This is a genomic window from Georhizobium profundi, assembly GCF_003952725.1.
In the GTDB taxonomy this organism is placed as follows: Bacteria; Pseudomonadota; Alphaproteobacteria; order Rhizobiales; family Rhizobiaceae; genus Georhizobium; species Georhizobium profundi.
In genome coordinates this window covers 3286070-3308915 of the sequence record NZ_CP032509.1, presented here as the reverse complement: position 1 = coordinate 3308915, position 22846 = coordinate 3286070, and the positions used below count along the sequence as shown (strand labels likewise).

General features: G+C 68.6%; 24 protein-coding genes. 3 read left to right on the top strand and 21 right to left on the bottom strand.

Annotated features, from left to right (window positions below; translation table 11 throughout):
- From D5400_RS15905 to D5400_RS15870, 9 genes are all read right to left on the bottom strand, one after another.
- Complete coding sequence (locus D5400_RS15905; protein WP_126010897.1) at nucleotides 1–3966, bottom strand: baseplate multidomain protein megatron; 3966 nt, start codon at nucleotides 3964–3966, stop codon at nucleotides 1–3.
- Between the two features lie 10 nt (nucleotides 3967–3976).
- Complete coding sequence (locus tag D5400_RS15900) at nucleotides 3977–4411, bottom strand: NlpC/P60 family protein (RefSeq protein WP_126010896.1); 435 nt, start codon at nucleotides 4409–4411, stop codon at nucleotides 3977–3979.
- Complete coding sequence (locus D5400_RS15895) at nucleotides 4408–5292, bottom strand: DUF2163 domain-containing protein (RefSeq protein ID WP_126010895.1); 885 nt, start codon at nucleotides 5290–5292, stop codon at nucleotides 4408–4410. The genes D5400_RS15900 and D5400_RS15895 overlap by 4 nt, the downstream gene beginning before the upstream one ends.
- Nucleotides 5289–5915 (bottom strand): DUF2460 domain-containing protein, encoded by a 627-nt coding sequence (locus tag D5400_RS15890; RefSeq protein WP_126010894.1) that lies wholly within the window; start codon nucleotides 5913–5915, stop codon nucleotides 5289–5291. Before D5400_RS15890 ends, D5400_RS15895 begins: the two co-directional genes overlap by 4 nt.
- A 61-nt stretch (nucleotides 5916–5976) precedes the next feature.
- Nucleotides 5977–8394: a phage tail tape measure C-terminal domain-containing protein gene (locus D5400_RS15885; RefSeq protein WP_126010893.1), complete on the bottom strand. Its 2418-nt coding sequence runs from the start codon at nucleotides 8392–8394 to the stop codon at nucleotides 5977–5979.
- A complete protein-coding gene (locus tag D5400_RS21425) occupies nucleotides 8375–8515 on the bottom strand; it encodes a DUF7697 family protein (protein ID WP_023851451.1) in 141 nt (46 codons plus the stop codon). The genes D5400_RS15885 and D5400_RS21425 overlap by 20 nt, the downstream gene beginning before the upstream one ends.
- A gap of 98 nt (nucleotides 8516–8613) precedes the next feature.
- Nucleotides 8614–9051, bottom strand: a complete 438-nt coding sequence (locus D5400_RS15880; RefSeq protein WP_126010892.1) for a hypothetical protein — start codon at nucleotides 9049–9051, stop codon at nucleotides 8614–8616.
- 2 nt (nucleotides 9052–9053) lie between these two features.
- A complete protein-coding gene (locus tag D5400_RS15875) occupies nucleotides 9054–9995 on the bottom strand; it encodes a phage tail tube protein (protein WP_126010891.1) in 942 nt (313 codons plus the stop codon).
- A 24-nt stretch (nucleotides 9996–10019) separates the two neighbouring features.
- Nucleotides 10020–10439, bottom strand: coding sequence for an acyl-CoA transferase (locus tag D5400_RS15870; protein WP_126010890.1), 420 nt, complete (start codon nucleotides 10437–10439; stop codon nucleotides 10020–10022).
- Between the two features lie 47 nt (nucleotides 10440–10486).
- On the opposite strand from D5400_RS15870, the gene D5400_RS15865 reads away from it, so the two are divergent.
- On the top strand, nucleotides 10487–11089 hold the full coding sequence (locus D5400_RS15865; protein WP_126010889.1) for a hypothetical protein: 603 nt from the start codon (nucleotides 10487–10489) through the stop codon (nucleotides 11087–11089).
- On the opposite strand, the gene D5400_RS15860 is transcribed toward D5400_RS15865, so the two are convergent.
- The 9 genes from D5400_RS15860 to D5400_RS15825 form a co-directional block, all read right to left on the bottom strand.
- Complete coding sequence (locus D5400_RS15860) at nucleotides 11086–11715, bottom strand: DUF6441 family protein (protein ID WP_126010888.1); 630 nt, start codon at nucleotides 11713–11715, stop codon at nucleotides 11086–11088. The genes D5400_RS15865 and D5400_RS15860 overlap by 4 nt on opposite strands.
- Nucleotides 11712–12023 (bottom strand): head-tail joining protein, encoded by a 312-nt coding sequence (locus D5400_RS15855; protein ID WP_126010887.1) that lies wholly within the window; start codon nucleotides 12021–12023, stop codon nucleotides 11712–11714. The genes D5400_RS15860 and D5400_RS15855 overlap by 4 nt, the downstream gene beginning before the upstream one ends.
- Entirely contained in the window at nucleotides 12023–12358 is a 336-nt protein-coding gene (locus tag D5400_RS15850) for a DUF2190 family protein (protein ID WP_126010886.1), read from the bottom strand. The genes D5400_RS15855 and D5400_RS15850 overlap by 1 nt, the downstream gene beginning before the upstream one ends.
- 77 nt (nucleotides 12359–12435) lie before the next feature.
- Nucleotides 12436–14490, bottom strand: coding sequence for a prohead protease/major capsid protein fusion protein (locus D5400_RS15845; protein ID WP_126010885.1), 2055 nt, complete (start codon nucleotides 14488–14490; stop codon nucleotides 12436–12438).
- A gap of 5 nt (nucleotides 14491–14495) precedes the next feature.
- Nucleotides 14496–16025, bottom strand: coding sequence for a phage portal protein (locus D5400_RS15840; protein WP_126010884.1), 1530 nt, complete (start codon nucleotides 16023–16025; stop codon nucleotides 14496–14498).
- Complete coding sequence (locus D5400_RS15835; protein ID WP_126010883.1) at nucleotides 16025–16234, bottom strand: phage head-tail joining protein; 210 nt, start codon at nucleotides 16232–16234, stop codon at nucleotides 16025–16027. Before D5400_RS15835 ends, D5400_RS15840 begins: the two co-directional genes overlap by 1 nt.
- A 2-nt stretch (nucleotides 16235–16236) precedes the next feature.
- Nucleotides 16237–18243, bottom strand: coding sequence for a phage terminase large subunit family protein (locus D5400_RS15830; RefSeq protein WP_205665474.1), 2007 nt, complete (start codon nucleotides 18241–18243; stop codon nucleotides 16237–16239).
- A complete protein-coding gene (locus tag D5400_RS21595) occupies nucleotides 18191–18367 on the bottom strand; it encodes a hypothetical protein (protein WP_245451323.1) in 177 nt (58 codons plus the stop codon). The genes D5400_RS15830 and D5400_RS21595 overlap by 53 nt, the downstream gene beginning before the upstream one ends.
- Nucleotides 18334–18777 (bottom strand): hypothetical protein, encoded by a 444-nt coding sequence (locus D5400_RS15825; protein ID WP_245451322.1) that lies wholly within the window; start codon nucleotides 18775–18777, stop codon nucleotides 18334–18336. Before D5400_RS15825 ends, D5400_RS21595 begins: the two co-directional genes overlap by 34 nt.
- A 120-nt stretch (nucleotides 18778–18897) precedes the next feature.
- On the opposite strand from D5400_RS15825, the gene D5400_RS21590 reads away from it, so the two are divergent.
- Both D5400_RS21590 and D5400_RS15815 read left to right on the top strand, forming a co-directional pair.
- Complete coding sequence (locus tag D5400_RS21590; protein WP_126010882.1) at nucleotides 18898–19206, top strand: hypothetical protein; 309 nt, start codon at nucleotides 18898–18900, stop codon at nucleotides 19204–19206.
- Nucleotides 19207–19301: 95 nt separating this feature from the next.
- Nucleotides 19302–19889 carry a DUF3489 domain-containing protein gene (locus D5400_RS15815; RefSeq protein ID WP_126010881.1) on the top strand — a complete coding sequence of 196 codons (588 nt, stop codon included), beginning with the start codon at nucleotides 19302–19304 and terminating at the stop codon, nucleotides 19887–19889.
- Between the two features lie 60 nt (nucleotides 19890–19949).
- On the opposite strand, the gene D5400_RS15810 is transcribed toward D5400_RS15815, so the two are convergent.
- The 3 genes from D5400_RS15810 to D5400_RS15800 all read right to left on the bottom strand — a co-directional run bounded on the left by D5400_RS15810 (nucleotide 19950) and on the right by D5400_RS15800 (nucleotide 22443).
- A complete protein-coding gene (locus tag D5400_RS15810; protein WP_245451321.1) occupies nucleotides 19950–20720 on the bottom strand; it encodes a hypothetical protein in 771 nt (256 codons plus the stop codon).
- 113 nt (nucleotides 20721–20833) lie between these two features.
- Nucleotides 20834–21052 carry a DUF7220 family protein gene (locus D5400_RS15805; RefSeq protein WP_245451320.1) on the bottom strand — a complete coding sequence of 73 codons (219 nt, stop codon included), beginning with the start codon at nucleotides 21050–21052 and terminating at the stop codon, nucleotides 20834–20836.
- A 14-nt stretch (nucleotides 21053–21066) separates the two neighbouring features.
- Complete coding sequence (locus D5400_RS15800) at nucleotides 21067–22443, bottom strand: site-specific DNA-methyltransferase (protein ID WP_126010879.1); 1377 nt, start codon at nucleotides 22441–22443, stop codon at nucleotides 21067–21069.
- Between the last annotated feature and the right edge of the window lie 403 nt (nucleotides 22444–22846).

The window sequence follows — 22846 nt, the reverse complement described above, 5'->3', positions numbered from 1 at the left end:
TCAGAACGTGAGCGTGACGGTTTTCGGCGCGCCCCGCCCGACGAGGGCGGAGAGCTGGTAGATGCGGATGTCGAGCGTGTCGCCGGGGCCGAGCGGCGCGCCCCAGTCGGCGGTCTGCTGGGCGGCGGTGTAGAGCGCGCTGGTGGTGGCCGTGCTCAGCACGCGCTTCACCGTGGCGCCGTCGAGGAGCTCGACCTTGTAGGCCTCGGTTTCCTCTGCGAGAGCCGCCTCGGCCGCGCCCCAGCTGTCGGCGGACAGCGCGCGGGACCGGCGCGTCCAGCGGATGGTGAGATCGCCGGGCGTACGCGGCGTGCGCCAAGGCTGCTCGACATGGGCGATGGAGAACGGCCGCAGCCCGATGCCTTCGGGCGTGAAGGCCTGCGCAACATAGGTCTCGTCGCTGACCGGACGGCTCGCCGGGCCGATGCGCCAGTTCCACGGCAATCCGAGATCAGCCTCGGCAATCGGCAGGGACGCCAGCGCAGAGTCCAGCACGACGACCCGCGTGCCTGCAGGCGCCGGGTTGCCCATCGCGCCCTCGGTACCCCGCTGGCCACGCAGGAGCCGGGTCAGGCGGTATCGGCCCGGCGCCAGCAGCTCCGCCGCGCCCGCCTGCACGATTTCCCAGGCGCCGGGCGCGCTCTCGATGGCCAGTGCATTGGCGCCGCCAAAGAGGGTCAGGTCCGTGACGCTTTCCAGCGTGCCGGTCAGCAGATCGACCACCAGCGCATTGCCGAGGTCGAAGCGCGATGTGGGCCCGGCGTAGAGGTCCGAGACCAGCGCCCCGATCCGGGTGCGACTGCCGAAGGTGGTCAGCAGCTCGAAGCCATCCGTAGCGGGGCTGCGGAACACCGCCATCTCGCCCGGCCAGGGAACGGCGTGCGCGGCGATCAGCGGCCGATGCGCGGGCTGATCCTCGGTCAGCTGCGGCAGGTCCATCAGCACCGCATCTGGCGCGCCGAACACGACAGCCCGCGTCAGTGAGGCTGCGCGGGGGTCGCCGGGCGGCAGATCGTAGGTCGCCCGGTCCTGACGCACCGCCTCGATGCCGCGCGCTTCGGCGTCGGCGATGGAGACGAGCCGTAGATCGACCAGACGCCCATCATGGGCGAGCCGGATCGCGTCGGCAGGGTCGAGCGCGAGCCGCGAGGGCGGCAATCGGAACGCCGCCGTCTCGCGCCCCACCCACGCCTCCATGAGCGCGCGGCGGCAGCGTCGCTCGGCCTCTTCGGGCGGCACCGCCATGGGGAAGCTCTCGGACGCGATCCGCGTCGTGTCGACCGTGATGCGCCGCGCCTCGACGAGGGCCGCGTCGTAATCCTCGTCGGCGCGGGCGACCTGCCATTTCAGGGCATGCGGCAGCTCGGTTTCCTGGCCGCGGGTCAGTTCCAGCAGGTCGCCCTCGCGGGCGGCGACCAGATCGTCGGGCGCGAGGGTGGCGACGGAGGCCCGGCCGCGCATGATGAACCGGATCACGCCCTCGGTCTCCACCGCGTCGAAGCCGAAGTGGCGCGACAGGGTGGTGATCGAGGCGCGCGGGCTTTCCAGCGCCGTGATGGCGTAGCCCTCGACCGCGCCCCAGAGGCCTGTGACATCGATCCGGTCCTCGGGCAGCCCGGCGCGCAGGCAGAGGTGCCGGACGAGCGCGGCCAGCGACACCGCGCCGAGCCGCCCCGTCAGCCAGTGGCCGAGCCGCCAGTTCGCGCCGTCCGTCCAGACATCGGTCAGCGCCGGGAAGAAGGGATAGGGCCGCGCGTCCCAGGTCCAGGCGGCGCATTCAGGCACATGCACCATCCGGCCGCCATAGACCGAGGACAGCGGGTTGTTCGCAGCCTCGCCCCACCAGAGGTACGTCGCCTCCAGATACGCGCGTTGGATGGCGTCGTCCCGCCAGCCCCGCGAGAAATGCGGCGTGAAACTCTCGGAGGACTTTGGATCGAAGAAGACGTTCGGCTGGTTCGTGCCCCGATCGATGGCGGGACAGCCCAGCTCGGCGAACCAGATCGGCTTGGACTCCGGCGTCCATGCCGTCGGCGTGCCGCTCTCCACCCCGCCCGGGCGGTCATAGTGCGGGTTCGACCACCAGGCGCGCAGATCCTTGTAGCGGAAGACCCACGACTTGCCCGCGCCGCCATCCGTGATCGGCGTGCGGACCTGCGCGGAGCGGTCCGCCGCGCTGGCATAGAACCAGTCGAAGCCTTCGCCGCCCGCGATGTTCCCCTGCAGGTAGGCCCGGTCGTAGATGGCGGGCCAGCCCTCGGCCGCGTCCGCGTGCTCGAAGCCATCGCGCCAGTCGGAGAGCGGCATGTAGTTGTCGATCCCGACGAAATCGATCTCCGGATCGGCCCAGAGCGGGTCGAGATGGAAGAACACGTCCCCCGAACCATCGCCCGGCTGGTGCCCGAAATACTCGCTCCAGTCCGCCGCATAGCCAATCTTCGTCCCCGACCCGAGGATCGAGCGCACATCCGCGAGCAGATCGCGATATGCCTGCACCGCCGGATAGGCGGATGCTCCCGACCGGATCGTCGTCAGCCCCGGCATCTCGGTCCCGATGAGGAAGGCGTCCACCCCGCCCGCTGCCACGCAGAGATGGGCGTAGTGCAGCACCATGCGGCGCAGGCCCCAGTCGCCTGATGGCCCGGTCCACGAAACCGACTGACCCGAGACGCTGAAGCTCGCAGGCGTGGCCGCGCCGAACAGCGCCGCGACCTGGCTTGCGGCCGTGTCGGTCTTGTCGACCGATCCCGCGAATCCAGCCGCGGGTGAACAGGTGATCCGGCCCCGCCAGGGGAACGCGGGCTGGCCTGTCTCGGCGGCGCTGTCGGAGTACGGGTTCGGCAGCGTATTGCTCGGCGGCACGTCCATCAGGATGAACGGATAGAATGTCACGCGCAGCCCGCGCGTCTTCATCTCCTGGATCGCCTGCACGACCGCGAAGTCGGATGGCGTGCCGCCATAGACCGGACGATCCTGATCGTCGCGGCTGACGAGGAAGGCGGCGGCGCGGCTGACGCCGTTCACCGACCAGCTGGCGGGCGTGGTCGACTTGGCCGACACCTCGACGCCCGGCCGCACTTTGCAGGATCCCGCGCGCAGATCGTCGCCGAACCAGGCGACGACGAGGCTGACGCTCTCGACCGCAGGGGCCATCGCCTGCAGCCGGTCCAGCGCCTCCACCATATCGGTGGAGTCGGCCAGCGCGTTCAGGTTCTCGGGCACCGTCGCGCCGCCATCGGTCTTGCGGATCGCCTGCGTCGCGTAGGTGAACTCTCCCGAGGCCGGGATCATGGTGACGGCGCGGGTCAACCCCTCGGCCGTGTCGGGGTCGGCGAGCGGCCGGAACACCTCGAACGACAGCTGCGGCAGGCGGTTGCCATAGGTCGAGAGCGCAAGTTCCTCGAAGACCACATAGGCAGTGCCGCGATAGGCGGGCGTGCTGGCCGCGCCCATCCTCGCGGCGACGAACGGATCGGGACCTTGAGTCTCACTGCCGGGATACCAGCGCCAGGTGACGCCGGAGAGCTCCATCGGCTTGCCGTCGGCCCAGATGCGCCCGATGCCGGTGATCGGACCCTCGCACAAGGCGACGGCGAAGGAGGCGTAGTACAGATACTCGGTGGTCTTGACCTTGCCGCCTCCGCCGCCCTTGCCGCCGCCCTGCGTGGTGGTCTTCGTCTCCTCGCGGAAATCGGTCGCCCAGATGATGTTGCCGCCCATGCGCATGCGGCCGTAGAGCCGCGGGATGACCGCACCTTCGGTGGCCGAGGTGATGCGCAGCGTGTCGAGCCGCGCGCCCTCGATGCGTTGCGTGGGCGCCAGCGACGAGATGATCCAGCTGTCCACGACCGAGCCGATGGTGGAGCCGATGAAGCCGCCGATGGTCGCGGCGCTGACGCCGAGGATCGCGCCGCCGATCGAACCGCCAATGGCGGCGCCGGCAGCGCCGAGAACGAGGGTGGCCATGTCGGGGGTCTCAGCGTTGCGGGAACAGGAAAGCGAAGGCGATGCGACGCCGCCAGGCGTTGGTGAGCGGCTCCTCGATCACGCCGAGCCGCTCGTAGGCATGCAGAAAAGTGCCAGGCTCGGTGAGGATCCCGACATGCTTGGCGATGGCGCGGGGCTTCATGCGGAAGAGCACCAGCGCGCCGGGACCGGCGTCGGCAGGCGACACCTCGATCATCATGCGCCGCGCACCCTCGACCAGCACCTCGCGCGGTCCGGTCTCGCCCCAGTCGCGGCTGTAGGGCGGGATCGGGAACGGCTCGGGGCCGACGACCTCGCGCCAGACGCCCCGCGCGAGGCCGAGGCAGTCGCAGCCGACGCCGCGCAGGCTCGCTTGGTCGTGATACGGCGTGCCCAGCCAGAAGCGCGCAATGGCGATGACGCGCTCAGGATCGGCGGAGATCACAATACCGACCCTTCGTGGCCGCCATCCTTGGTGGCATAGCGCAGCACGGCGTCCTGGCCGGGTATGTGCGGGAAGCCCCTGAAGTTGGCGATGTTCGCGAACTTGGCCCCGCAGGTCTCCATGCGCTTGTCGCAGCCCGCGCGGATGATGAAGGCGTCGCTTTCGGCGATAGACCGCACCGGCGCTTCGAGCAGGGTCAGCACGGCGATGCCGTCCGTGACGTCGTGGCCCAGCACTTCCGTCTGACGCCCCGCGTTCGCGCCGCTCGTCCAGTTCAGCGTGCCGAAGGTGAACCAGCCGGCCTCGAAGCCGGAGAGACCGGAGGCGGTGAAGGCCCGGTCGCGCAAGAGATCGATGACGGCGCCCGTGCCCTTGAAGGCCGGGTCCTCCAGATCGACACCGCAGCGTCCATCACCGAGCGCCGCGTCGCAGGTCGCCTGGAAGGTCCGCCCGACCGTCTGGCCCAGCACATGGGCGAGCGAGCGGACCTCGGCGACGAAAGCGAGCCGCCCGCGCCGGATCTGACCGATGGCCCCGCGCCGCATCAGTACGCGCTGCCCGGTGTCGGCCCAGTTCACCCGCCAGACCTCGACCTCGGCGTTGTCCCAGCGGCCGTCCTGGATGTCGGTCTCGGTGATCCGGTCGGAGGTCAGAACGCCCTCGGCATCCTGCGCATCGACGGACAGGTCCGAGCCCGAACGGACCTCGGAGGCGATCAGCCCGCTCTCCGGCTCGAAGTCGGTCCCATCGAAGCTGAGCGTCCGGTCGTGGTCGGTAAAGCCGAAACTCGCGCCATCCGCGCGGGTGATCCGCCAGCACCAGGCAAGCGTGGTCGTGCCTTCGTCGAGATGGACTTGCAGGGCGGGATCAAGGGTCTTCATCTGCGCAGTTCCAGAAGCGGAATGGAGGTGATCGAGCCGAGCCGCTCGAGGTCCAGCGTCACGTCGAGCACGTCGGTGTCGAAGCGGACGGGCACGTCGAACTCGAACCCCGCGGTAATCGCGACGCCGGCGCCCGGCGCGGTGCTGAAGCTGACGACGCCGGTCGTGGTGTCGACGGACCAGCCGCTGGGCTGTTCGACGCCATCGAGCGCGATGCGCACGGTGCCCGCCACCGGCTTCGCGATGGCGCGCGTCCAGGATTGGGCGCCAGAGGTGTAGCGCTTGACCAGCTGGAAGGCGGTCGTCGTGCCGTCGCCAGTGCCGATGCTCTGGTCGGTGGGCGACGGCGTGCCCGAAGGCAGGCAGGACTTGTAGTCGCCCCAGTCCTTGAAGCGGAAACCGTGCAGCCGCCCGTTCCGTGCCTCGAAAAACGCGACCGCCGCCGCCAGATCGTCGGCGCGGCGGATGCCGTAGGCCACATCGTAGCGACGGCGTGAGTTCGCCCAGCTGGCGTTCCTCTCCTCGTCCCCGGAGGCGAGCTCGACGATCTGCGTGCGCCGTTCCGGCCCGCCCCGCGCGCCTCGGCTGATATTGTCGGGAAACCTGACCTCGTGAAACGCCATCAAGTTTCTCCCTCGTTCGTGCTCTGGCCCCCGCAACCGGTTCCCACTTGCGGGGTCGCACTCACATGCCCCTCCGCCCGAGCGACACGGCGCGGGCGATGTCGGCCGCGACCTGCGTGCGCGACTGGCGGAAGCTCTCGGCGTCGCGGGCCATGATGGTGACGTTGACGCCGCCGCCTGCGCCGTAGCTTTGCGCTTCGCGCCGCGACAGCACCCGCTCACCGCGCTGCAGGATCGCGGGCACCTCATCGTGGCGTAGCCCCGCCATGCCGCCTGAATGCATTCGCGGGGCGGCGGCGAAGGCCATGGCCGGGACCATGCGGGACGGCCCGGCCGATCCGACCATCCCGCCCGCATGCAGGACGTTGGCGAAAATGCCGCCCGCCCCGGAGAACACGCCGGAGAGCGCATTCGCGATCGGCCCGAGGATGAAGCGCCGCGCCGCGAGCTGGGCGAGATCGGCGAGCAGCGAGGTGACGAGGTCGCGGAAGTTCAGCTTGCCGGTCTTCACGAACTGGCCCACCGCGTTCTCGGCTGACTGGAAAGCGCCGACGAGGCTCTGGCCGATGTCGCCACCGATGTCGCGGGCCTTGCTGGCGTAATCCGACAGCGCTGCCGTGACCGCCTGCCAGCCGGTGACGGCGGCCTCGGTCGCGGGCTCTGCCGCAGCGGCAGCGGCCCCGGCCGCCGCACCGGCACCCGTCGCGGCACGTCCGGCACCGCCGAGCGCCGTCTCCAGCCGTTCGGCCGCGCCGGTGGCCTCGGTCAGCGCGTCCGTGCTCGCCTCGTCGGTACCGCGCACCGCGTCGCGCAGGGCCTGCCAGCTTTCGAGGGGCGCACGTGCCCCTTCGTCCAGATCGCGCGCGGCCCCGCGATAGAGGTTCGCGGACTCGAGCGCCCGAGCGGCCGCCTCGGTCAGACCGAGATCGGGTGCGGTGAGCGGGTTGTCCTCGAAAGCCCGCTCGAACGCCGCCTGCGCCGCTGTCGTGGCAGCACTGGCCGCACCCTCGAAGCGGTTCTCGATCTCGCCGAGGTCGAGGTCGGGCACCAGCGAAATGCGGCGCTCGGAGCCGAGTGCTTCCAGCCCCTGGTTGATGCCGCCGATGAAGCCGTTGATGCGTGAGACCACCCCGTTCAGCATCGCCTCGACGCCGTCGACCAGGCTGTTGGCCGCCTGGAACGCCAGATCGCCGATGGCGGCGGGCAGCAGACCCCAGATCGCCTTGATCGCCTCGTAGGCGCCTTCGAACGTGTTCGCCGCGGTGTTGCCGAAAGCCACGACGCTCTCGATGGCGCTCTGCATGCCCGACGCGGCATCGGCCTTCAGGTCGAAGAACATCGCCGTGGCGGCCGCACCCGCAGCCGCCGCGCCCATCCTGATCCGCTCCCAGATCTCGATCGCGAGGTCCTTCAGGAGCGACATCGCTTCTCCGAAACCGCCCGCGCCGGAGACGAGACGGGTGAACTGGTAGACGAGCTCGCCCGCGCCGACGATCAGCGCCCCGATCCCGGTGCGGATGAGCGCCCCACGCAGGACGACCAGCGCCGTGGCGAGGCCACGGACCGAGAGTGCGGCGGCGGCCATGCCGGCCACCCAGCGGCCTGCGAGGAAGGCGGCGAAGGTCGCGGCATAGGTGGTCAGGCGACCGATGTTGTCGAAGAGACCGCGGATCGCGATGCCGAGCGGTCCGGTGCGGCTGGCGACCGCCGCCATGGCATCCGCGACGGCTTCCAGCGCGGGCGCTGCGGCGACGGCCAGCTGGTTCGACAGCCCGCGCCAGATCAGCCCGAGTCGGGAGATGGCGTCGTTCGTCCGCTCTATCTGGTCGGAGTCCTGCTCCGACACGACGACACCGAAGGCGAGGACGTCCTCGGTCGCCTGGCGCAGCGTCGCGGTGTCGATCCGGCTCATGGCGATGGAGCCTTCCTCGCCGAAGAGCTGGCCCGCGACCGCCGCGCGTTCGGCGGCGGGCACGAACGCCTCGATCGCCGCGTTGATGGCGCCGACGCGCTGGTCCAGCGGCAGAGCGATCAGCTCGTTGGCCGAGAGCCCCAGCCGGTCCAGCGCATCGGCGGCGGGACCGGTCCCGGCGGCCGCCTGGCTTAGCCGCCGCGTCAGATCCTTGGTGGCCTGTTCGATCCCGGACATCGACACGCCCGCCAGTTCGCCCGCACGCTCCAGCATCTGGATCGAGGCGACGGTGGTGCCGAGCGACTGCGCCAGCTTGGCCTGCGCATCCACCGTCTGCAGGCCGGACCGGATCATTGCCACGCCAGCGGCTGCAGCGGCTGCCACGGCGGCGGCTGCAGCCACAGCTACACGACGAGAAAACGCCGCCAGCCGGGCGTTGGCCGCTTCCATCTCCCGGCTCAGCCGTCCGAAGCCACGCGATCCGGCTTCGCCCACGCCCTCCAGTTCGGCACGCACCTGCCGTCCGCCCACGGCCGCGAGGCGGACGCTAACCCGTTTTTCCGCCATGGGAATGATCCATCTGTTCGTTGAGTTTGGCGACCATCACCGCTTCGATGACGGGCAGCAGTTCGGCCATGGCGAGCGGCGGCACGCCGAGAGCGTCACCGAGCGCCAGCGCCGCCGACATGTCCCACCCGATCACCGCGCCGGGCAGGACACGCAGCTGGCCACCGAGACGGCCGACCAGGTCCCAGACCTGCCAACCCTCCGGAGTTTCCGGACGGTTCAGCCGCGCCGGGCAGTCCGGGCAGGCTTGCGCACAGGCTTCGCAATAGCGCTCGCCCCCGCCGAAGGACCATTCGGCGAGAGCGCGGAGACGTTTTTTTCCTGTTCCAGCAGCAGGCCCTTCGAGACGTAGGTCAGCTGGAAGGCCTCGAAGATCGGCCAGACGTCGAGCAGCGCATCGATGGCCTCGGGACTCGGGTCGATGGGGTTGCCTTCGGCGTCGCCGATGCCCTCCCAGGCAAGCACCGCGCGGCGGGCAAGCGCCTTGGCGAAGTCGACGGCGCGTTCCTCGTCCGATGCGTCCCCCGGAACTGCCTCGACGGCCGGATCGCTGCGCGTCGCCACCATCAGCGCCGTGGTCAGCGGGCGGAGTTGCACCCGGACGCCAGGGGCGAGGTCATGCCAGCGCGGCGCGTTGGTCAGGTCGAGCGTCAGCATCCTCAATACACCTCGATGTCGTTGATCAGGGTTGCCGTGCACATCCGGCCGACGACGCCGTCGCGCGCCGCCTGCCAGTCAAACGTCGCCTGGACGCCCTGCGGCCCGGAAATCTCGATGCGCGGACGCGGCAGGTAGACGGCGTGCACGGTGAAGGTGAAGCTCTCACCCGAGGGCAGGACGTAGGCGAACTCCATCTCGCAGGCCTCGCCATTGATGGCCTGCGTCACCAGCGTCTGGTCGGCGAAGCGCACCTCGATCCGGCCGGTCAGCGCAGCGATGGACGGGTCGGCACCGTCGATGCGCCCGTCCGAGCGGATGGTCTCGATCCGGTCGAGGTTGTTGGCGTAGGTGATCTCGGCCGAGACCACGTTGCCGAGGGCGGTGCCATTCCGCGTGATCGACCCGTTGAAATGGCCGAAGCGCTTGAGCTCCAGCGCGGCGGGCGTTCCGGCGCTGGTGGTCGTGCCCACCGTCTCGCCCTGCGCCACCAGCCGCGCCGTCGCGGTCAGCAGGCCCGAGCGCTGCATCTGCCAGGTGATCTGGTCGAGCACGCAGCCCGAGTACATCGCGTAGCGCGGGACCTCCGGCATGCCGGTCTCGATCGACATGCTGGGCAGCGTCCAGGACCCGGACTGAAACTCGTGGCTGTACGGCGCTTCCACACCCGTGGTCGTGGGCGCACCGAACGCGGCCTTCAGCCAGAAGCCAAACGCCTCGGCGTCGAGCGGCACGACGACATCGCCGTCCGCCGTCACCGCGTCCTTGATCGGTGCCAGCGGATCGCGGCCGTAGCCGAGCAGCTCCGAGTTCAGCAGCGGCTGTTCCGCGCCGAGCGACGTGCTGGCGAAGGGCATGCGGGTGAAGCCGCTCGCGGGCGGCGTTCCATAGGTCGTCTCGAACGCAAGCGCCATCAGCGCGCGCGCCCCCTGGGCTCGTGCCATGGTGTTCTCCTCGGGTTGTCGGGATCAGCCGAGCGGATCGGCCGTGGAATAGTGCAGCACCACCGGGATCACGGCGGCCTTCAGGCTGGCCGCGCCCTCGACCGGCAGATCGACCGGGCGCGGGGCTTCGGTCTCGACCCAGTCGCAGAGCCCGCCGAGCGTACGGTCGGCGGCGAGTGCTGCGCCGAGGCTGGCGCAGAGCGTGTCGAAGGTGGCGTCACGGTCGGCGCCCTGAACGACAGCCTCGATCTCGGCGCGGTGCTGGTAGTGATAGACCAGCGGCGAGAGCGTCACCTCGGGCTCACCCGGCTCGCCGTCGCGCAGGATCAGCAGGCCCTCGGCCGGGACGCGTTCGGGCAGCACCTCACCGCGCAGTGCGGTCGATGGCAGTGCCGATAGCCGCGTGTGCAGCGCGGCGAGGATGGTTTCGCGAGCGGTTGCCATAGAGAAGCTCCCAAAGGATACTCACAGTAGCTGCACAGGAGCGACTATTGGCTACAGTTCCAGATGTTTTCATTATCGAGTCCTTGGACCCGGACGATGAGGGGAATGGACGATTTGAAGGCAGTGTCGTTTCCCATGTCCTACGGCTCCATGGAAAGAATCCAAAATACTCGTATGTCCGGACCAGAGAGCAGTTCGAGCAAGCTGCCTTGGATTTCGGGAAGTCACGGTACCGGTATTTGCATATCTCAGCACATGCTGAACCTGAGGGGATGTGTACGACAAACCAAGACGAGATCGATTACGACGAGCTAGCAGAAATCTTAGCTCCACACCTTGGCGGTCGACGGTTGTTCCTCTCCGCCTGCTCGATGGTTCATGAGGACATGGCCAAGGAAATCATCCCCAAAACAGGGTGCTATTCCGTGGTCGGGCCGCGCGAGGATATTCCATTCACAACGGCGGCGGTGTTTTGGCCAGCCCTTTATCACTTGATGTTCACAATCAAGGACACCGCGATAAGCCACGGGACATTGAAGGAAAACCTTCTTAGAGTTTCCGATCTGTTTGACACAGAGATCGGTTACTTCTCAAAGTCGAAGAAGCTCAAGCGTGGATACACGTCGGACATAATGAAAAGGCGAGGCTAGAGCTTTTCCTCCACCCAGTTCGCCACGATCAGCCCCGGCACGCTGTCCAATGCCCGGTCCGCGTCTCGTGCGAGGTCTAGCCGCTTCGGCAGCTTGACCTGCGGGACCAGCAGGAAGATCGGTGCGGTGACCTTGCCGCGCCCGGTCTTCGAGCGCGACACTACCGCCTGGCCCTTCGTGTTCAGCCGTCCCTCCGCCACCAGCAGGCTCGGTCCGGTGCGACGATAGACGAAGCGCAGGCGCAGGCCGCGTCGCCGTTCCCATTCACCGGGGGTGATCCTGCCGCCGCGCAGGGACTTTCCCGCGGCGGGCAGCGGGATCGCCAGCCAAAACCCGTCCTTCGAGCGGATCAACGGCCCCGTGTCATGCGCGCCGACGATGACCGGCGCTTTTGACCAGACCAGCGCCGCGGCATCCAGGCTCTCGCCCGACCTCGGGAAGTTCTGGCTCCGGATCGAGTTGGCGAGCCGGGGCCCGAGCCCCGCGCCGGTGATCTGCAACCGCCATGCGGTCTTCAGCCCGGTCCCGGCCTCGCGCATGGCGGCCGTCACGGCGCGTTCGCCCGCCGCGACCTCAGCCGCCATCATCGCGACGATGTCGGGATCGATGTCGAGCTTCAGTTTCACGCTGGCCTCAGATCCACGGTCCAGACCAGCCGCTCGCGGTCGCGGGCGGGCTCGCCCTGAATGAGGAAGGCATCGCCGTCGATTTCCAAGCGGTCGCCGGGACGCGGGTTCGCCACCTCGGCCACGCGCAGGTCGATCCGGGTGGTCTCGGACCAGAGCCGCGCATCGCCGAAGTCGGAGACGGCATCCGCGCGCCGGGCAACGACCCGCACAAGCACAGGCGCGCCACCGTCGGCGATGTAGACCGCGTCCCGGCCGATGTTCGGATCGGCAAAGAGCGCGCCCACGGCGGCGGCGAAGGCGCTCATCAGAACGTCGCGTTCAGCCGTACCCGGCCAACGGTGTCGCCCGCGCCGCTCGCCACCGCCTCGGTCGCCACGCCGATGAGCGTGTTGTCGGTTGCCACGGTCGTGCAGCGCTTGTTGGCGTCGTCCCAATAGATCTTGGCGCCGACGGTCCAGGCCTGGGAGCCGACCTTGTTGATATCGAACACGCCGACGAGCGCGCTCTCGACGGGCTCGCCGAGGGCGGCGGCGCCCGCGGCGACGCCGAAGATGGTGCCGACGAGCAGGCCATCGCCGGAGGCGACGGCATAGGGCGCGGTCAGGGTGATGGTGTTGCCGGGCTGGACGAAGTTTTTCATGGGGGTGATCCTCGTGGAAAGACGAAGGGCGGCCCGTCAGGACCGCCCCTGTGTAAGGGTTCAGGACGGAGTGCGCCTTACGCGCCCGGGTTCTTGTAGAGGCCGCGCCAGTCGATCGCCTTGGCGCCGAAGTCGAGGCGGCACTTGATCTCGACGCCGTCGACGTCGAAGCCATTGCGCGTCTCAATGTAGGCGCCCTGCTGACCCTCGAGATAGGCGTATTCGATGGTGTCGATCTGGTTGGGGCTGGCCGCCAGATACCAGGCGGTCTCGCTGGCGGCGTCGAGCCGGGGCTCGCTGATCGGCGCGAGCGTGCGGATCGACTGCGGCACCACGCTGGACGTCGCGGCGGGCACGAGGTTCTGGGCGACCAGCTGTTCGGCCTTCAGTTCCAGCGAGGCGGGCACGATCAGGAAGGCGGGGCGGACGTTCAGCACCGTCTTCTTGTCGAGGCCGGTCTGCTTGGCCATCGCGGCGCGCGCCGCGCCCACGCTGCTCACATCGAGCGCCGTACCGGTGCCCGCGAGGTTCTTGTGGGTGGTGTGGAAGAGCGCGTTGCCGTCGGCCATCGCCGGGTTGGCGGTGATGATGCTCCAGACCACGTCCGACTCCAGCTGCGCGATGGAGTTGCCGTACATCGCCGGGATCCGGGTGAAGGCGTCGAGATCGTCGTTGATCAGCGTCTGGCGGGTGATCGCGACCACCCGGCCATAGGTCTTGACCTTGTAGCTCTCCTTGCTCTCGCCCAGCGTGCCGCGCTTGAACTCGCCGCTCTCGCCGACCTCCAGCAGCTGCGGGGCTTCGCCGAGCTGGACCCGATGCATCGCCTTGAAGTCGGTGGCCAGAACCTGGCGGCAGAACAGCATGAACGTGCGGGGATAGGCCTCGTAGGCTTGCCGCAGGGTCTTGTTGGTGACCGCAGAGAGGATCTCGGGGAAGTCCGAGGTCGAGTGCAGCGCCCGCGTCGCCACCTCGTCGCGCGACAGGCCGCGCGTGTTCACCCCGGCATTGCCGAGGCTTTCGCGGGCGAGTTCCAGCAGCGTCATGCCGCGATACTGGCGCGCGGCGTCCTCTAGCTGGAACAGCGTGGGGCTGTAGCGGTGCAGGAGCGCGTTCGCCACCGCGTCGCGGCGGGTGATGCGCTCGTCCCGGCCGCCGAGCGGGACGGAAACATGGCCGAAGGTCCGGGTCTCGTCGGACTTGGCGGCGACCTGATCGAGGATCAGTCGGCGGGACTCGTCCACGCTGACGCCGCGCTTGACCAGATCCTCGGCGAAGCCGCGCTCGAGGTTCAGCCGCCCGGCCAGATCGTAAATGGTGGAGACGCGGTCGCGCTCGGCCTCGCGGGCGCGGGTGGCGACCACTTCGGTATCGGGCGCGGGAGTTACCTGCGTCTTCTGGCTGCGCGTCTCGCTGGCCGCGACCTTCGGGTCGGGCGCAGCCGGTTTCGGCTCGGTCATGGGGGTGTCCTCGGTTTCGACCGGCGCGGTCGGCTGGGTGTTGGCGGGGGTTGCGGCGTCGCTCGCCGGGGTCTGGGTCGTGTCCGTCATCGGGATCGGTCCTTTCGTGGTGGAAGGGGCGTCCCGGCGGTGGAGGACGCAGTCGTGAAGGGGGTGCTGGGCGCGGAAGCCCGCTGCTGGGTCGGCTCCGACCGCGACGGCGGAGACCTCGAAGGGCGTCCAGTCCACCGCGCGCCAGAGCTCGCGGGCGCCATCAGGCTTCGAGATATCAAACCGGTGGACCTGGTAGCCGATGGAGACGGCGCGGATGTGCCCCGCCTGGATGTCGCGCCAGATCGGCTCGACATCGGCACGCTCGCTGATCCGGACCAAGGCGATGCCGCGACCGTTCTCGATCCGGGCCGAGCCCGGCACGACCGAGCCGATCACCGCGTCGAGGGTGTCGAGCTCGTGCACCTTCAGGAACGGCGCACCCGCGTTCAGCCGGTCGAGCCGGACATGGGCGGGATCGAGGCTCAGCTCCTCGTCATAGGGCTCGCCGAAGAACGTGGCGCGGCGGACGCGGGCCCCGGCCGACCAGACCACCTCGACGGTGCGGGCGTCAGTGTCGGCCGTGTTCGGCGCAAGCTCCGCCGACCGGCGCATGGCCGGCAGTTCGATCATCGTGTCCATGAAGGTCAGTCCTGTTGGTCGGCCTGCGCCGGATCGGTTTCATCCGCTTCGGCGGCGGGATCGGTCGCCGGATCGCTGCTCTGCGCACTGCCGGTCTTGGTGACGCGGCGCGGGTCGCTGTCGAGCACGAGGCCGAGGGCGTCGAGCTTAGCGTTCGTCGCGGCGATCTCGGCCAGCACGGCGTCCGGGTTGCGGCCCTGTTTCGCGATCACCTCGGCCAGCGTCATGGTGCCCGAGCGGATCGACAGCAGGTTTGCCATCGCGTCCTTCTGCGGATCGACCGCCTCGAACTTCGGCGGCGACCATTCGACCGGCACGGTCGGAGACGGGATCTGCCCCGCCGCCCACGCGGCCTCGGTGAACCATCGCCAGACCGGCGCGCAGAACATCGGGATGAACAGCTGCCACTGCACCGCGTCGATCTGGCGGCGGAACTCCACGAGCCCCGCGCGGATCGAAGAATAGTTGACCTGGCTGAGATCGCCGGTCAGCAATTCATATGGCACCCGGAACCCGGCCGAGATCGTGTGCAGGCTGGCCCGCTTGTATTCGCCGTAGCCGCCGGTGGCGGAGGGCTGGTTGAACCGGATGTCCTTGCCGCCGCGGGCATAGGCAATCAGCCCCGGCTCGAACTGCTCCACCCGGTTGCCATCGGCGTCGACCACGGACGGCGCGATACCCTGCTGCGCCTCGTCGTCGCCAAAGACGATGGCGGTGACGCAGGCTTCGGTCTTCTTGCGGACCAGTTCCGCCACCTCGTAGTCGTCGAGATCGCGCAAGCTGCGGATCACCGGCGCGCCCCAGGGAACGCCGCGCGCCTGCGTGCGCTGCTTCTCGTAGACGTGGGCGATCTCGGTCGCGGGGACCGGGCGGCTCTGCAGGCCGTTCTGCAAGGCGCCGTAGGCGTCGCCCGGGTGCTCGGCGTGCAGCCAGTAGGCCCGGCGCTTGCCGACCGGGTCGAACTCGATCCCCTGGACCAGCCGTCCCGCACCGATGGCGCCGGATTTCGTGGTGTCGAGGAAGTCGGCTTCCAGCACCTGCAACTGCAGCGGCACAGGCAGGCCGTCGCTCGCGCGCCGGAGGCGGCGGCGCACCAGCACCTCGCCAGCTTCGACCATCTCGCGGCAGATCAGCGTCTGCAGGCCGTAGAAGTCGAGCTGACCATCGGCGTCGCACTCCGCCGTCCAGCGCTCGAACAGGACGTCGACCTTCCGGTCGAGCTTGTCGTCGCCGCTGGCGGCCCGGGGCATGATGCCCGCGCCGATGATGTTGTTGACCAGCACCGCGACGGCTTTCGCCGCATGCGGGTTGTTGCGCACCAGATCCCGCATCCGGTCGCGCAAGAGCGCCCCGGCCACCCCGATCTCGGTATCGGCGGAGGATCCTGGCGCCCGCCAACCGTCCGTCCGTCGCCCTTTCGCGGCCCCGTCATAGCCGCGCGTCAGGGTCTCGAAGGCCTGGCGGGCCAGCACGCGCTTGGCGGCGGCCCGAGGTGCAACGGAGGCAATGGCCCTGTCGAACCAATTTGTCGACATCAGCGATCCCCGCGCGAGAAGCCCGCGAACCCGGCGACCGGCAACGGCCGGGTGGTGCCCGCAATGGCGCGCTCGATGGTCCGGATGCGGGCCAGCAGGTCTTCGGCCGAGCCGTAGTCGACTGACTTGCCGTCATAGCTGACCCGGGTCGTGCCGCTGGCATAGGCCCGGCGCAGCGCCGAGAGCTCGGTTTGCGTCCAGTCGGTCATGTTCAAAACCATCCCTCTCGCCGCCCGAGCCAGTCGGAGCGGCGCTTGCCCTGCGGGGCTTGTCCACGCCGGTGAATTTGCCCGGCCGGATCGGTGTCACCGTAAGGCGCGGCCCCGAGCTGATCCTCGAGATCGCGCCATTTCTCCTCAGTCCAGCGGTCCGCGCCCGCGATCCAGGCGGCGGCGCGGGCATAGACGCGGCAATCCAGCGCCTCGTTGCGTTCGCCCAGCTTCTGCCATTCCAGCCGCGCGAAGCCGCGTTTCGTGCGGACGGTCACCAGTTGCTCGGCCACGACCTGCTTCAGCCACTCGCTTTCGACCCATGTCGGCAGATGGATCGTGCCGGGCGCAAAGCCCGCGCCCTCGGCGCGCTCTTCTTCAGTCGGCCGTTCCAGCCGCAAAAAGCGGTAGGTCTCTGCCTTGAACGTCGAGACCGCCACGGTCCAGAGCCGCGCCCCGCGCCGGAGGCGTTTCCCGCCCCCGGTTGCGTCGACGAAGGTCGGCCCCGACACCGGGCTCGAGCGGTTGAACCCCTCGACGCCTTTCACCGGCGAGACCTGCGCGAAGCCTTGCGCCCGCGACCAGGAATAGACCGCTGTGGCCTCGTATCCCGTGTCGATCGCCAGCCGCGCGATCCTGAGATGCGCGCCGCGTTCGTGCGGCCAGGACTTGTCCAGTAGCGCGGTCAGTTCCGACCACGCATCGTGCCGGTCCGGCCCGCCCTCGATCACGACATGATCGACGAGCCAGCTTTCCAGCCTGCGGCCCCAGGCCCAGATATCGACCTCGATCCGATCCTTCTGCACATCGGCCCCGGCGGTCAGGAACAGCCCGCCCGCAGGCACGGTGCCGGATGTCCAGCGCTCGCGCCGGTCGTAAAGCCGCTGCCAGTCGGGGGCTTCCCCGGTCTCGACCCATGTCTCGCCGAGGATCGTGTTGCGGAACGCCTTGATCGCCTCGTCCGACCCTTGGGCCGCTTCCCATGATCGCACGATCCGCTCCCAACTCAGCCAGCCGATCGGCGAATAAAGCGCCGAGAGGTGATACCCGACCGTCGTCGGATTGGCGGCCGTGGCGGTCGCCCGCCATTCGCCGCTCTCCAGCATGGCCGTCTTGTGGTGTTCCGCGATGGGCGTCTCGCAGCCCTCGCAGTGATATTCCGCCGTCTCCGGGCGGCCCTTCTGCCAGCGCAGCCGGTCGAACTTCAACCATTGCATCGCGCCGCAATGCGGGCACGGCACGAAGAACCGGCGCTGGTCGGACGCCTCGTACTCCCGCTCGATGCGCGACAGCCCCCGGATGGTGGGAGTCGAAACCAGCAGCACCTTGCGCCGGTGGGCGAAGGTCAGCGACCGCGCTTCCGCCAACGTGACCGGGTCGCCTTCCTCGTCGGCCGAGGCCGGGTAGGCGTCGACCTCGTCGAGAAAGATGTAGCGCGCCGGGGTGGACCGAAGCCCGACCGCCGAGTTGGCCCCCGTCATGATCAGGATGCCGCCTGCGAATTCCTTGGACAGCATCGTGTTGCCCGCGTCGCGGGACCGTGCGGGCTTCACCCGCTCCCGCAGGTCGGGGCTCTCTTCGATCAGCGGGTCGATTCGCTGCCGCGAGTTCCGTTTGGCCAGCTCCACCGTCGGCTGGACCGCCAGCATCGGTCCCGGCGCCTGGTGGATCGCGAAGCCGATCCAGTTGTTCCCGGCCTCGGTCGCGCCGACCTGCGCGGCCTTCATGAACACGATCCGCTGCGTGGGATCGCCGGGCGACAGCCGGTCCATGATCTCGCGCATGTAGGGCGTGCGCACCGTGCGATACCGCCCCGGTTCGGCCGAGGCGCGGCCCGAGAGCATCCGGTGCCGGTCGGCCCATTCCGAGACGGTCAGGTCCGGGTCGGGCCGCAGCCCGTTGCCCCAGGCGCGCAGGATCTCGCCCGCGCCGTCGAAGTCCGTCGGTGCGTCATCGTCACCGGAAGTCGGGCCGGACCTCGGCGAGTTCGTCGAGGTGGGCGCGTACATGTTTCTCCAGCACCTTCTGCATCGCGGCTGGCTCCACGGTGATCTGCTGGCCCGTCGCGTCGCGGCACGAGGCCGAGAGCTCAGCCGCCATCAGCGCCGTCGCGCGCGCGGGCAGTTCACCCACGCGTCCCGTTCCTCCCGCGCCAGGCGGAACACCAGCGCCAGCGCGCGGGCCCTCTCGATCAACTCCCCCTTCAGCTTCTGGAGCCGGATGCGCCGCTCCTGCGCCTTCAGCACCTCGTTCGCGGTCTTCGCCTGCAGGAAGGTCGTGCCGCCGCCGACCGCCGGCACCGCCAGCCCCTGTTCGCGCAGCGTGTCGCCGACGGCGGCGACGGCGGCCTCGGGAACGGGCTTCAGCTTCGGCGCGGGCGGCTTGCGGGTCTTGGACGGGTCGGTCGTTTCCGCCCGCCTCGCGTCGCTGGCCGCCGCGTTGATGCTGCCGTCCGGATAGAGCACCAGCCGCTCGGCCGTCTTCGCCTTCTGGATCGCGCCGCGCGACAGCCCGACATGGGCGGCGTACTGGCGCTCGCTCATGCCCTGCATCGATGGCTCCGATTATCATTCAAGATCAGGTGCTTATCGAGTTGATAAGCGTCGCGACCGGAGCGAACGTCCTTTCAGGAGGACGATGCAACTCACCAAGGAGCCACAACGATGACCACCCGCCTGAACCCGATCACCACCCCGCGCCACGAACTCCGCGCCGAGAAGGCGCGCCGAAACAAGGGTGAGACCGGTTCCGCCACCGGTTCGAGGAACCGGTCGAACGCACTCGCCGCCTTCATCGGCAAGAAGACCGAGATCGACGAGATGCTCGCCCGCCTGCAGGCGCTCAGCGACGACCATTTCAACTGCCACCCCGACGAGGCGGGCTGGGCCATGGTCGGCACCCTCGAACACTACGCCAGCCTCCTGAAGCGCATCACCGACAGCGCTTTCGGCGAGGGCGAGCACGCCCGCTGATCTCCGGCGCTGCCGGAACTCCCGCCGCGCGCCCTGCGCGGCTCGGGGTCGTAGAAGGCGCCGCATTCCGCGGGCCCAAATACGGAGACGACCCAATGACCAAGCTTTCCGATACCCAAGCCATCATCCTCAGCGCCGCCGCACAGCGCGAGGACCGCAACGTCCTGCCGCTCCCCGGCTCGCTCCGCGGCGGCGCCGCCGCCAAGGTGGTCGGCGCGCTCCTTTCACGCGGGCTCATCGCCGATACGACGACCGACAGCCAAACCAAGGCCGACGCGGCGCTGAACCGCATCTGGCGCAACGACGAGGACGGCCGCGCCATCATCCTGCACATCACCGATGCGGGGCTCGCCGCCATCGGCATCGAGCCTGAAGGCGACCACAGCGCTCCCACGGGCGCCAACGAGGCGCCGAGTGCGGAGGCCCCGCAGGACGCTCCGGCCAAAGCCGACCCCGCGCCCATGGCGCGCACGCCGCGCACGGGCACTAAGCAAGCGAAGCTGATCGAGATGCTCCGCGCCGAGGGCGGTGCGACCATCGACGAGATCGTCGAAGCCACAGGCTGGCAGCCACATACGGTCCGGGGCACCTTCGCAGGCGCGCTCAAGAAGAAGCTCGGGCTCGAAGTCACCTCCGAGAAGGTCGAAGGTCGCGGGCGGGTCTACAGCCTGCCGCACGACTGACGCCGCTCAACAAGCAGGTCTGAATGCCGCCGTCCCACATGGGGCGGCGGCTTCCGCGTCTCAGAGCGAGATGCTCCAGTAGTCGAGCACCTTGCGGACATCATCCCGAGGATAGTGTGGGCCAGCCGATGCCAGATCATTGCGAATGGCGGCCTTCCTGCGGTCGGCCGCATCCTTAATCCGCGTTGAGAACTTGGCCGTGCCGAGCGGGAGCGAGGTCCGGTCGGGCTTCGGCCAGCTCTTCGGATACGCGTCCCAGTTCTCCCATTCGGCAACCTGACCAGCGATGCCCGCGACATCTTCATGATCGCAGGACCAGCCGTAAAGGTGGAGCGCACAGACGCGAAGCATCATCTTCACGTCGGCCATCACGTCCGTGAACGCCTTCAGCGGCGTAGGCAGCAGGACCATGTTCGCGACGCAGGAGAAGAAGCGCCTATCCTGAACCACAGCGTTGCTGACCTGGAAGAGAGCATCATCGACGCCCCAGATGTGGCAGCACGACCAGTTCGGTCGTTCTCCGGCCCGCAGGCCGAGAGCCAGCGTCAGCGCCTTGTTCGCGTGCACGTTTCCTTCGGGTTTGTGGATGCTGACGCCTGTCTGGCGGTTGCGGTTCATCTGCGGCTCGGACCAGTTGGATTTGTAGAACAAGCCACGCCGCGCATGCTCAGGATACCAGAGCGGCAGATAATTGAATGTTTTGGGGTCGACCCATCGCGCTGTCCGCTCGATCAGTCTCATCACATCCGACAGGCTGAGTTCCCGCCGCAGTGCCTCAAGGCCATCCGGAAGCGTATCCGCGCTGGTTGTTTGCTCGCTGGCGTCCTTCAATATTTCAATCCCCATCCATACGCCTGGACGGGAAGCAATTCAGGCCCATCCCCAACTTCGGGAAACCATAGGATCTGAACAGTATCGCGGCAATGCTGAGCCCCTGCATGTGGTCAGCTGAATCGGCTCTGATTTGACGCGATCCGGACCGCCTCGAACAGCCGTCGCAGGGCGAAGGACCGCGCGATGCTCACCACGGTGAAGACCGCGCCCATCTGCAGATTCTGCTCCAGCGTTGTGTGCAAGCCGAAGATCGGAAAGATCAGGATCTGCGTGACCACGGCGACGCCGTAGCCGATGATGACGTTGGCGACGGACTCGACCAGCGACATGAGGCGCGATTGCTTCATGCTGTAGTCTTTCGCTTTCGCGCGGGTTCGGGGGCGGCGCCCGGGTCCGGCATATCGGCCCAGGCTTCGGCATCGTCGCCCAGCCGCTCGGTCCTCACCTCAGCGAACGTCCGACCATCGCCATCGAGGATCGCGTCGCGGCCGGTCTCGGCCTGCCAGCGTTGGACGGCGACATCGACGTAAGCCGGGCTGATTTCCATCGCGAACACACGGCGGCCGTTGGCCTCGCCCGCCATGATCTGCGAGCCGGAGCCCGAGAACGGCTCGTAGCAGAGCCCACCGCGGGCGACGTGCTGGCGCATCGGGATCCCGAAGGCGTCCAGCGGTTTCGGCGTCGGGTGGTCGGGGCGCTTGTCCTTGGCGAAGGACGGCATCTCCCATGTCGAGGCCAGTGTCTGCTCGGCGACCTTCGGCGGGCGGTTCGGACGGCGCCAGCCCATGAAACACGGCTCGTGCTTCCAGAGGTAGTGGGACCGGGTCAGGACGCCGCGGTCCTTCACCCAGATGATCTGCTGATGGACGAAGGCCCCGGCTTTCTCCCAGCATGCTTCCAGCATCGCCTGGCGGCGAGAGGCGTGCCAGCAGTACCAGGCGGCGTCCTCGGTGATCGCCTCGGCCACGGCCGCAGCGATGAACCCGTCGTAGAGCTCCGCGCCCTGAGAACTGTCGTCCCAGGTCGTGCCGTAGGACGCGGACCAATCCTTGTTGCGGGTCGGATGGTTCGAGCCGTCATAGTCGACGAGATACGGCGGGTCGGTCGCGAACAGGATCGCCCGCTCGCCGTTCATCAGGCGGCGCACATCGGCAACGCTGGTGCTGTCGCCGCAGAGCAGCCGGTGATCACCGAGGATCCAGAGATCGCCCGTCCGCGAGGCCGGGTTACGCGGCGGTTCGGGGATGGTCACCGGCGGCGCGGAGCCCCCGGCGCCACCTTCTTCACCGTCGTCTTCCGCGACGTAGGCCAGCAGCTTGTCGAGTTCGCCGTCGGAGAACCCCACCAGCGACAGGTCGAAGTCCTCAGCCAGAAGGTCGTTCAGTTCCGCCGACAGCAGCGTCTCGTCCCAGGTGCCCAGTTCGGTCAGCTTGTTGTCCGCGATGCGGTACGCCCGCATCTGCGCCTCGGTCAGGTGCCCGAGCACGATGACCGGCGCTTCGGTCAGTCCCAGCTGGGTTGCCGCCAGCACGCGCCCGTGGCCCGCGATCAGTTCGCCGTCTTCGGCCACGAGGCAGGGAACGGTCCAGCCGAACTCGGCCATGCTGGCGGCGATCTTCGCGACCTGGTCCGCGCCATGCGCCTTCGCGTTCTTCGCGTAGGGCTGGAGGCGCGACAGCGGCCACGTCTCGATCGCGTCCGGGGCGAAGCTCAGCGTCATGGTGGGCAAGGTTCCTCGGTCGGGTGGATGCCGGTGGCTTCCGGACTCCGGATGCCGGGCCGGACTCCACACGGGGTCCAGCGGCAACCAGCGGTGTCCGGTCGTAAGGCCAGCGTTCATTGGTGTTTGCGCGGCGGGCGAGTGGCTCCGGCTTCCAGGTGGCTTCCCAAAAATCCGGCCCTGTCGCTGGCGATGTCCCGCGCTTCGCCCGCCAGCATACGAAAACGCCCAGGAAGGAACCGGAAACTGCCGCGGGCTGGACCCCGGCCGGACCCTCGCTGGATACCGGGGTCCAGAAGGCCCCCGTCAACGCAAAGGGGAGAGCGAGCTTTCCAGCGCACTCTCCCCATCTTGCCTTCGGAATAGCATGGATCTGTTGCAGATGTCGAAGGTAAAAGTGTTG

What these genes read in the sequence shown, in the direction of transcription:
- D5400_RS15905 (WP_126010897.1), bottom strand. Translation starts at nt 3,966, where the DNA reads ATGGCCACCCTCGTTCTCGGCGCTGCCGGCGCCGCCATTGGCGGTTCG.
- D5400_RS15895 (WP_126010895.1), bottom strand. Translation starts at nt 5,292, where the DNA reads ATGAAGACCCTTGATCCCGCCCTGCAAGTCCATCTCGACGAAGGCACG.
- D5400_RS15890 (WP_126010894.1), bottom strand. Translation starts at nt 5,915, where the DNA reads ATGGCGTTTCACGAGGTCAGGTTTCCCGACAATATCAGCCGAGGCGCG.
- D5400_RS15885 (WP_126010893.1), bottom strand. Translation starts at nt 8,394, where the DNA reads ATGGCGGAAAAACGGGTTAGCGTCCGCCTCGCGGCCGTGGGCGGACGG.
- D5400_RS21425 (WP_023851451.1), bottom strand. Translation starts at nt 8,515, where the DNA reads ATGTCGGCGGCGCTGGCGCTCGGTGACGCTCTCGGCGTGCCGCCGCTC.
- D5400_RS15880 (WP_126010892.1), bottom strand. Translation starts at nt 9,051, where the DNA reads ATGCTGACGCTCGACCTGACCAACGCGCCGCGCTGGCATGACCTCGCC.
- D5400_RS15875 (WP_126010891.1), bottom strand. Translation starts at nt 9,995, where the DNA reads ATGGCACGAGCCCAGGGGGCGCGCGCGCTGATGGCGCTTGCGTTCGAG.
- D5400_RS15870 (WP_126010890.1), bottom strand. Translation starts at nt 10,439, where the DNA reads ATGGCAACCGCTCGCGAAACCATCCTCGCCGCGCTGCACACGCGGCTA.
- D5400_RS15855 (WP_126010887.1), bottom strand. Translation starts at nt 12,023, where the DNA reads ATGAGCGCCTTCGCCGCCGCCGTGGGCGCGCTCTTTGCCGATCCGAAC.
- D5400_RS15850 (WP_126010886.1), bottom strand. Translation starts at nt 12,358, where the DNA reads ATGAAAAACTTCGTCCAGCCCGGCAACACCATCACCCTGACCGCGCCC.
- D5400_RS15845 (WP_126010885.1), bottom strand. Translation starts at nt 14,490, where the DNA reads ATGGACACGATGATCGAACTGCCGGCCATGCGCCGGTCGGCGGAGCTT.
- D5400_RS15840 (WP_126010884.1), bottom strand. Translation starts at nt 16,025, where the DNA reads ATGTCGACAAATTGGTTCGACAGGGCCATTGCCTCCGTTGCACCTCGG.
- D5400_RS15835 (WP_126010883.1), bottom strand. Translation starts at nt 16,234, where the DNA reads ATGACCGACTGGACGCAAACCGAGCTCTCGGCGCTGCGCCGGGCCTAT.
- D5400_RS15830 (WP_205665474.1), bottom strand. Translation starts at nt 18,243, where the DNA reads ATGTACGCGCCCACCTCGACGAACTCGCCGAGGTCCGGCCCGACTTCC.
- D5400_RS15825 (WP_245451322.1), bottom strand. Translation starts at nt 18,777, where the DNA reads ATGAGCGAGCGCCAGTACGCCGCCCATGTCGGGCTGTCGCGCGGCGCG.
- D5400_RS21590 (WP_126010882.1), top strand. Translation starts at nt 18,898, where the DNA reads ATGACCACCCGCCTGAACCCGATCACCACCCCGCGCCACGAACTCCGC.
- D5400_RS15815 (WP_126010881.1), top strand. Translation starts at nt 19,302, where the DNA reads ATGACCAAGCTTTCCGATACCCAAGCCATCATCCTCAGCGCCGCCGCA.
- D5400_RS15805 (WP_245451320.1), bottom strand. Translation starts at nt 21,052, where the DNA reads ATGTCGCTGGTCGAGTCCGTCGCCAACGTCATCATCGGCTACGGCGTC.
- D5400_RS15800 (WP_126010879.1), bottom strand. Translation starts at nt 22,443, where the DNA reads ATGACGCTGAGCTTCGCCCCGGACGCGATCGAGACGTGGCCGCTGTCG.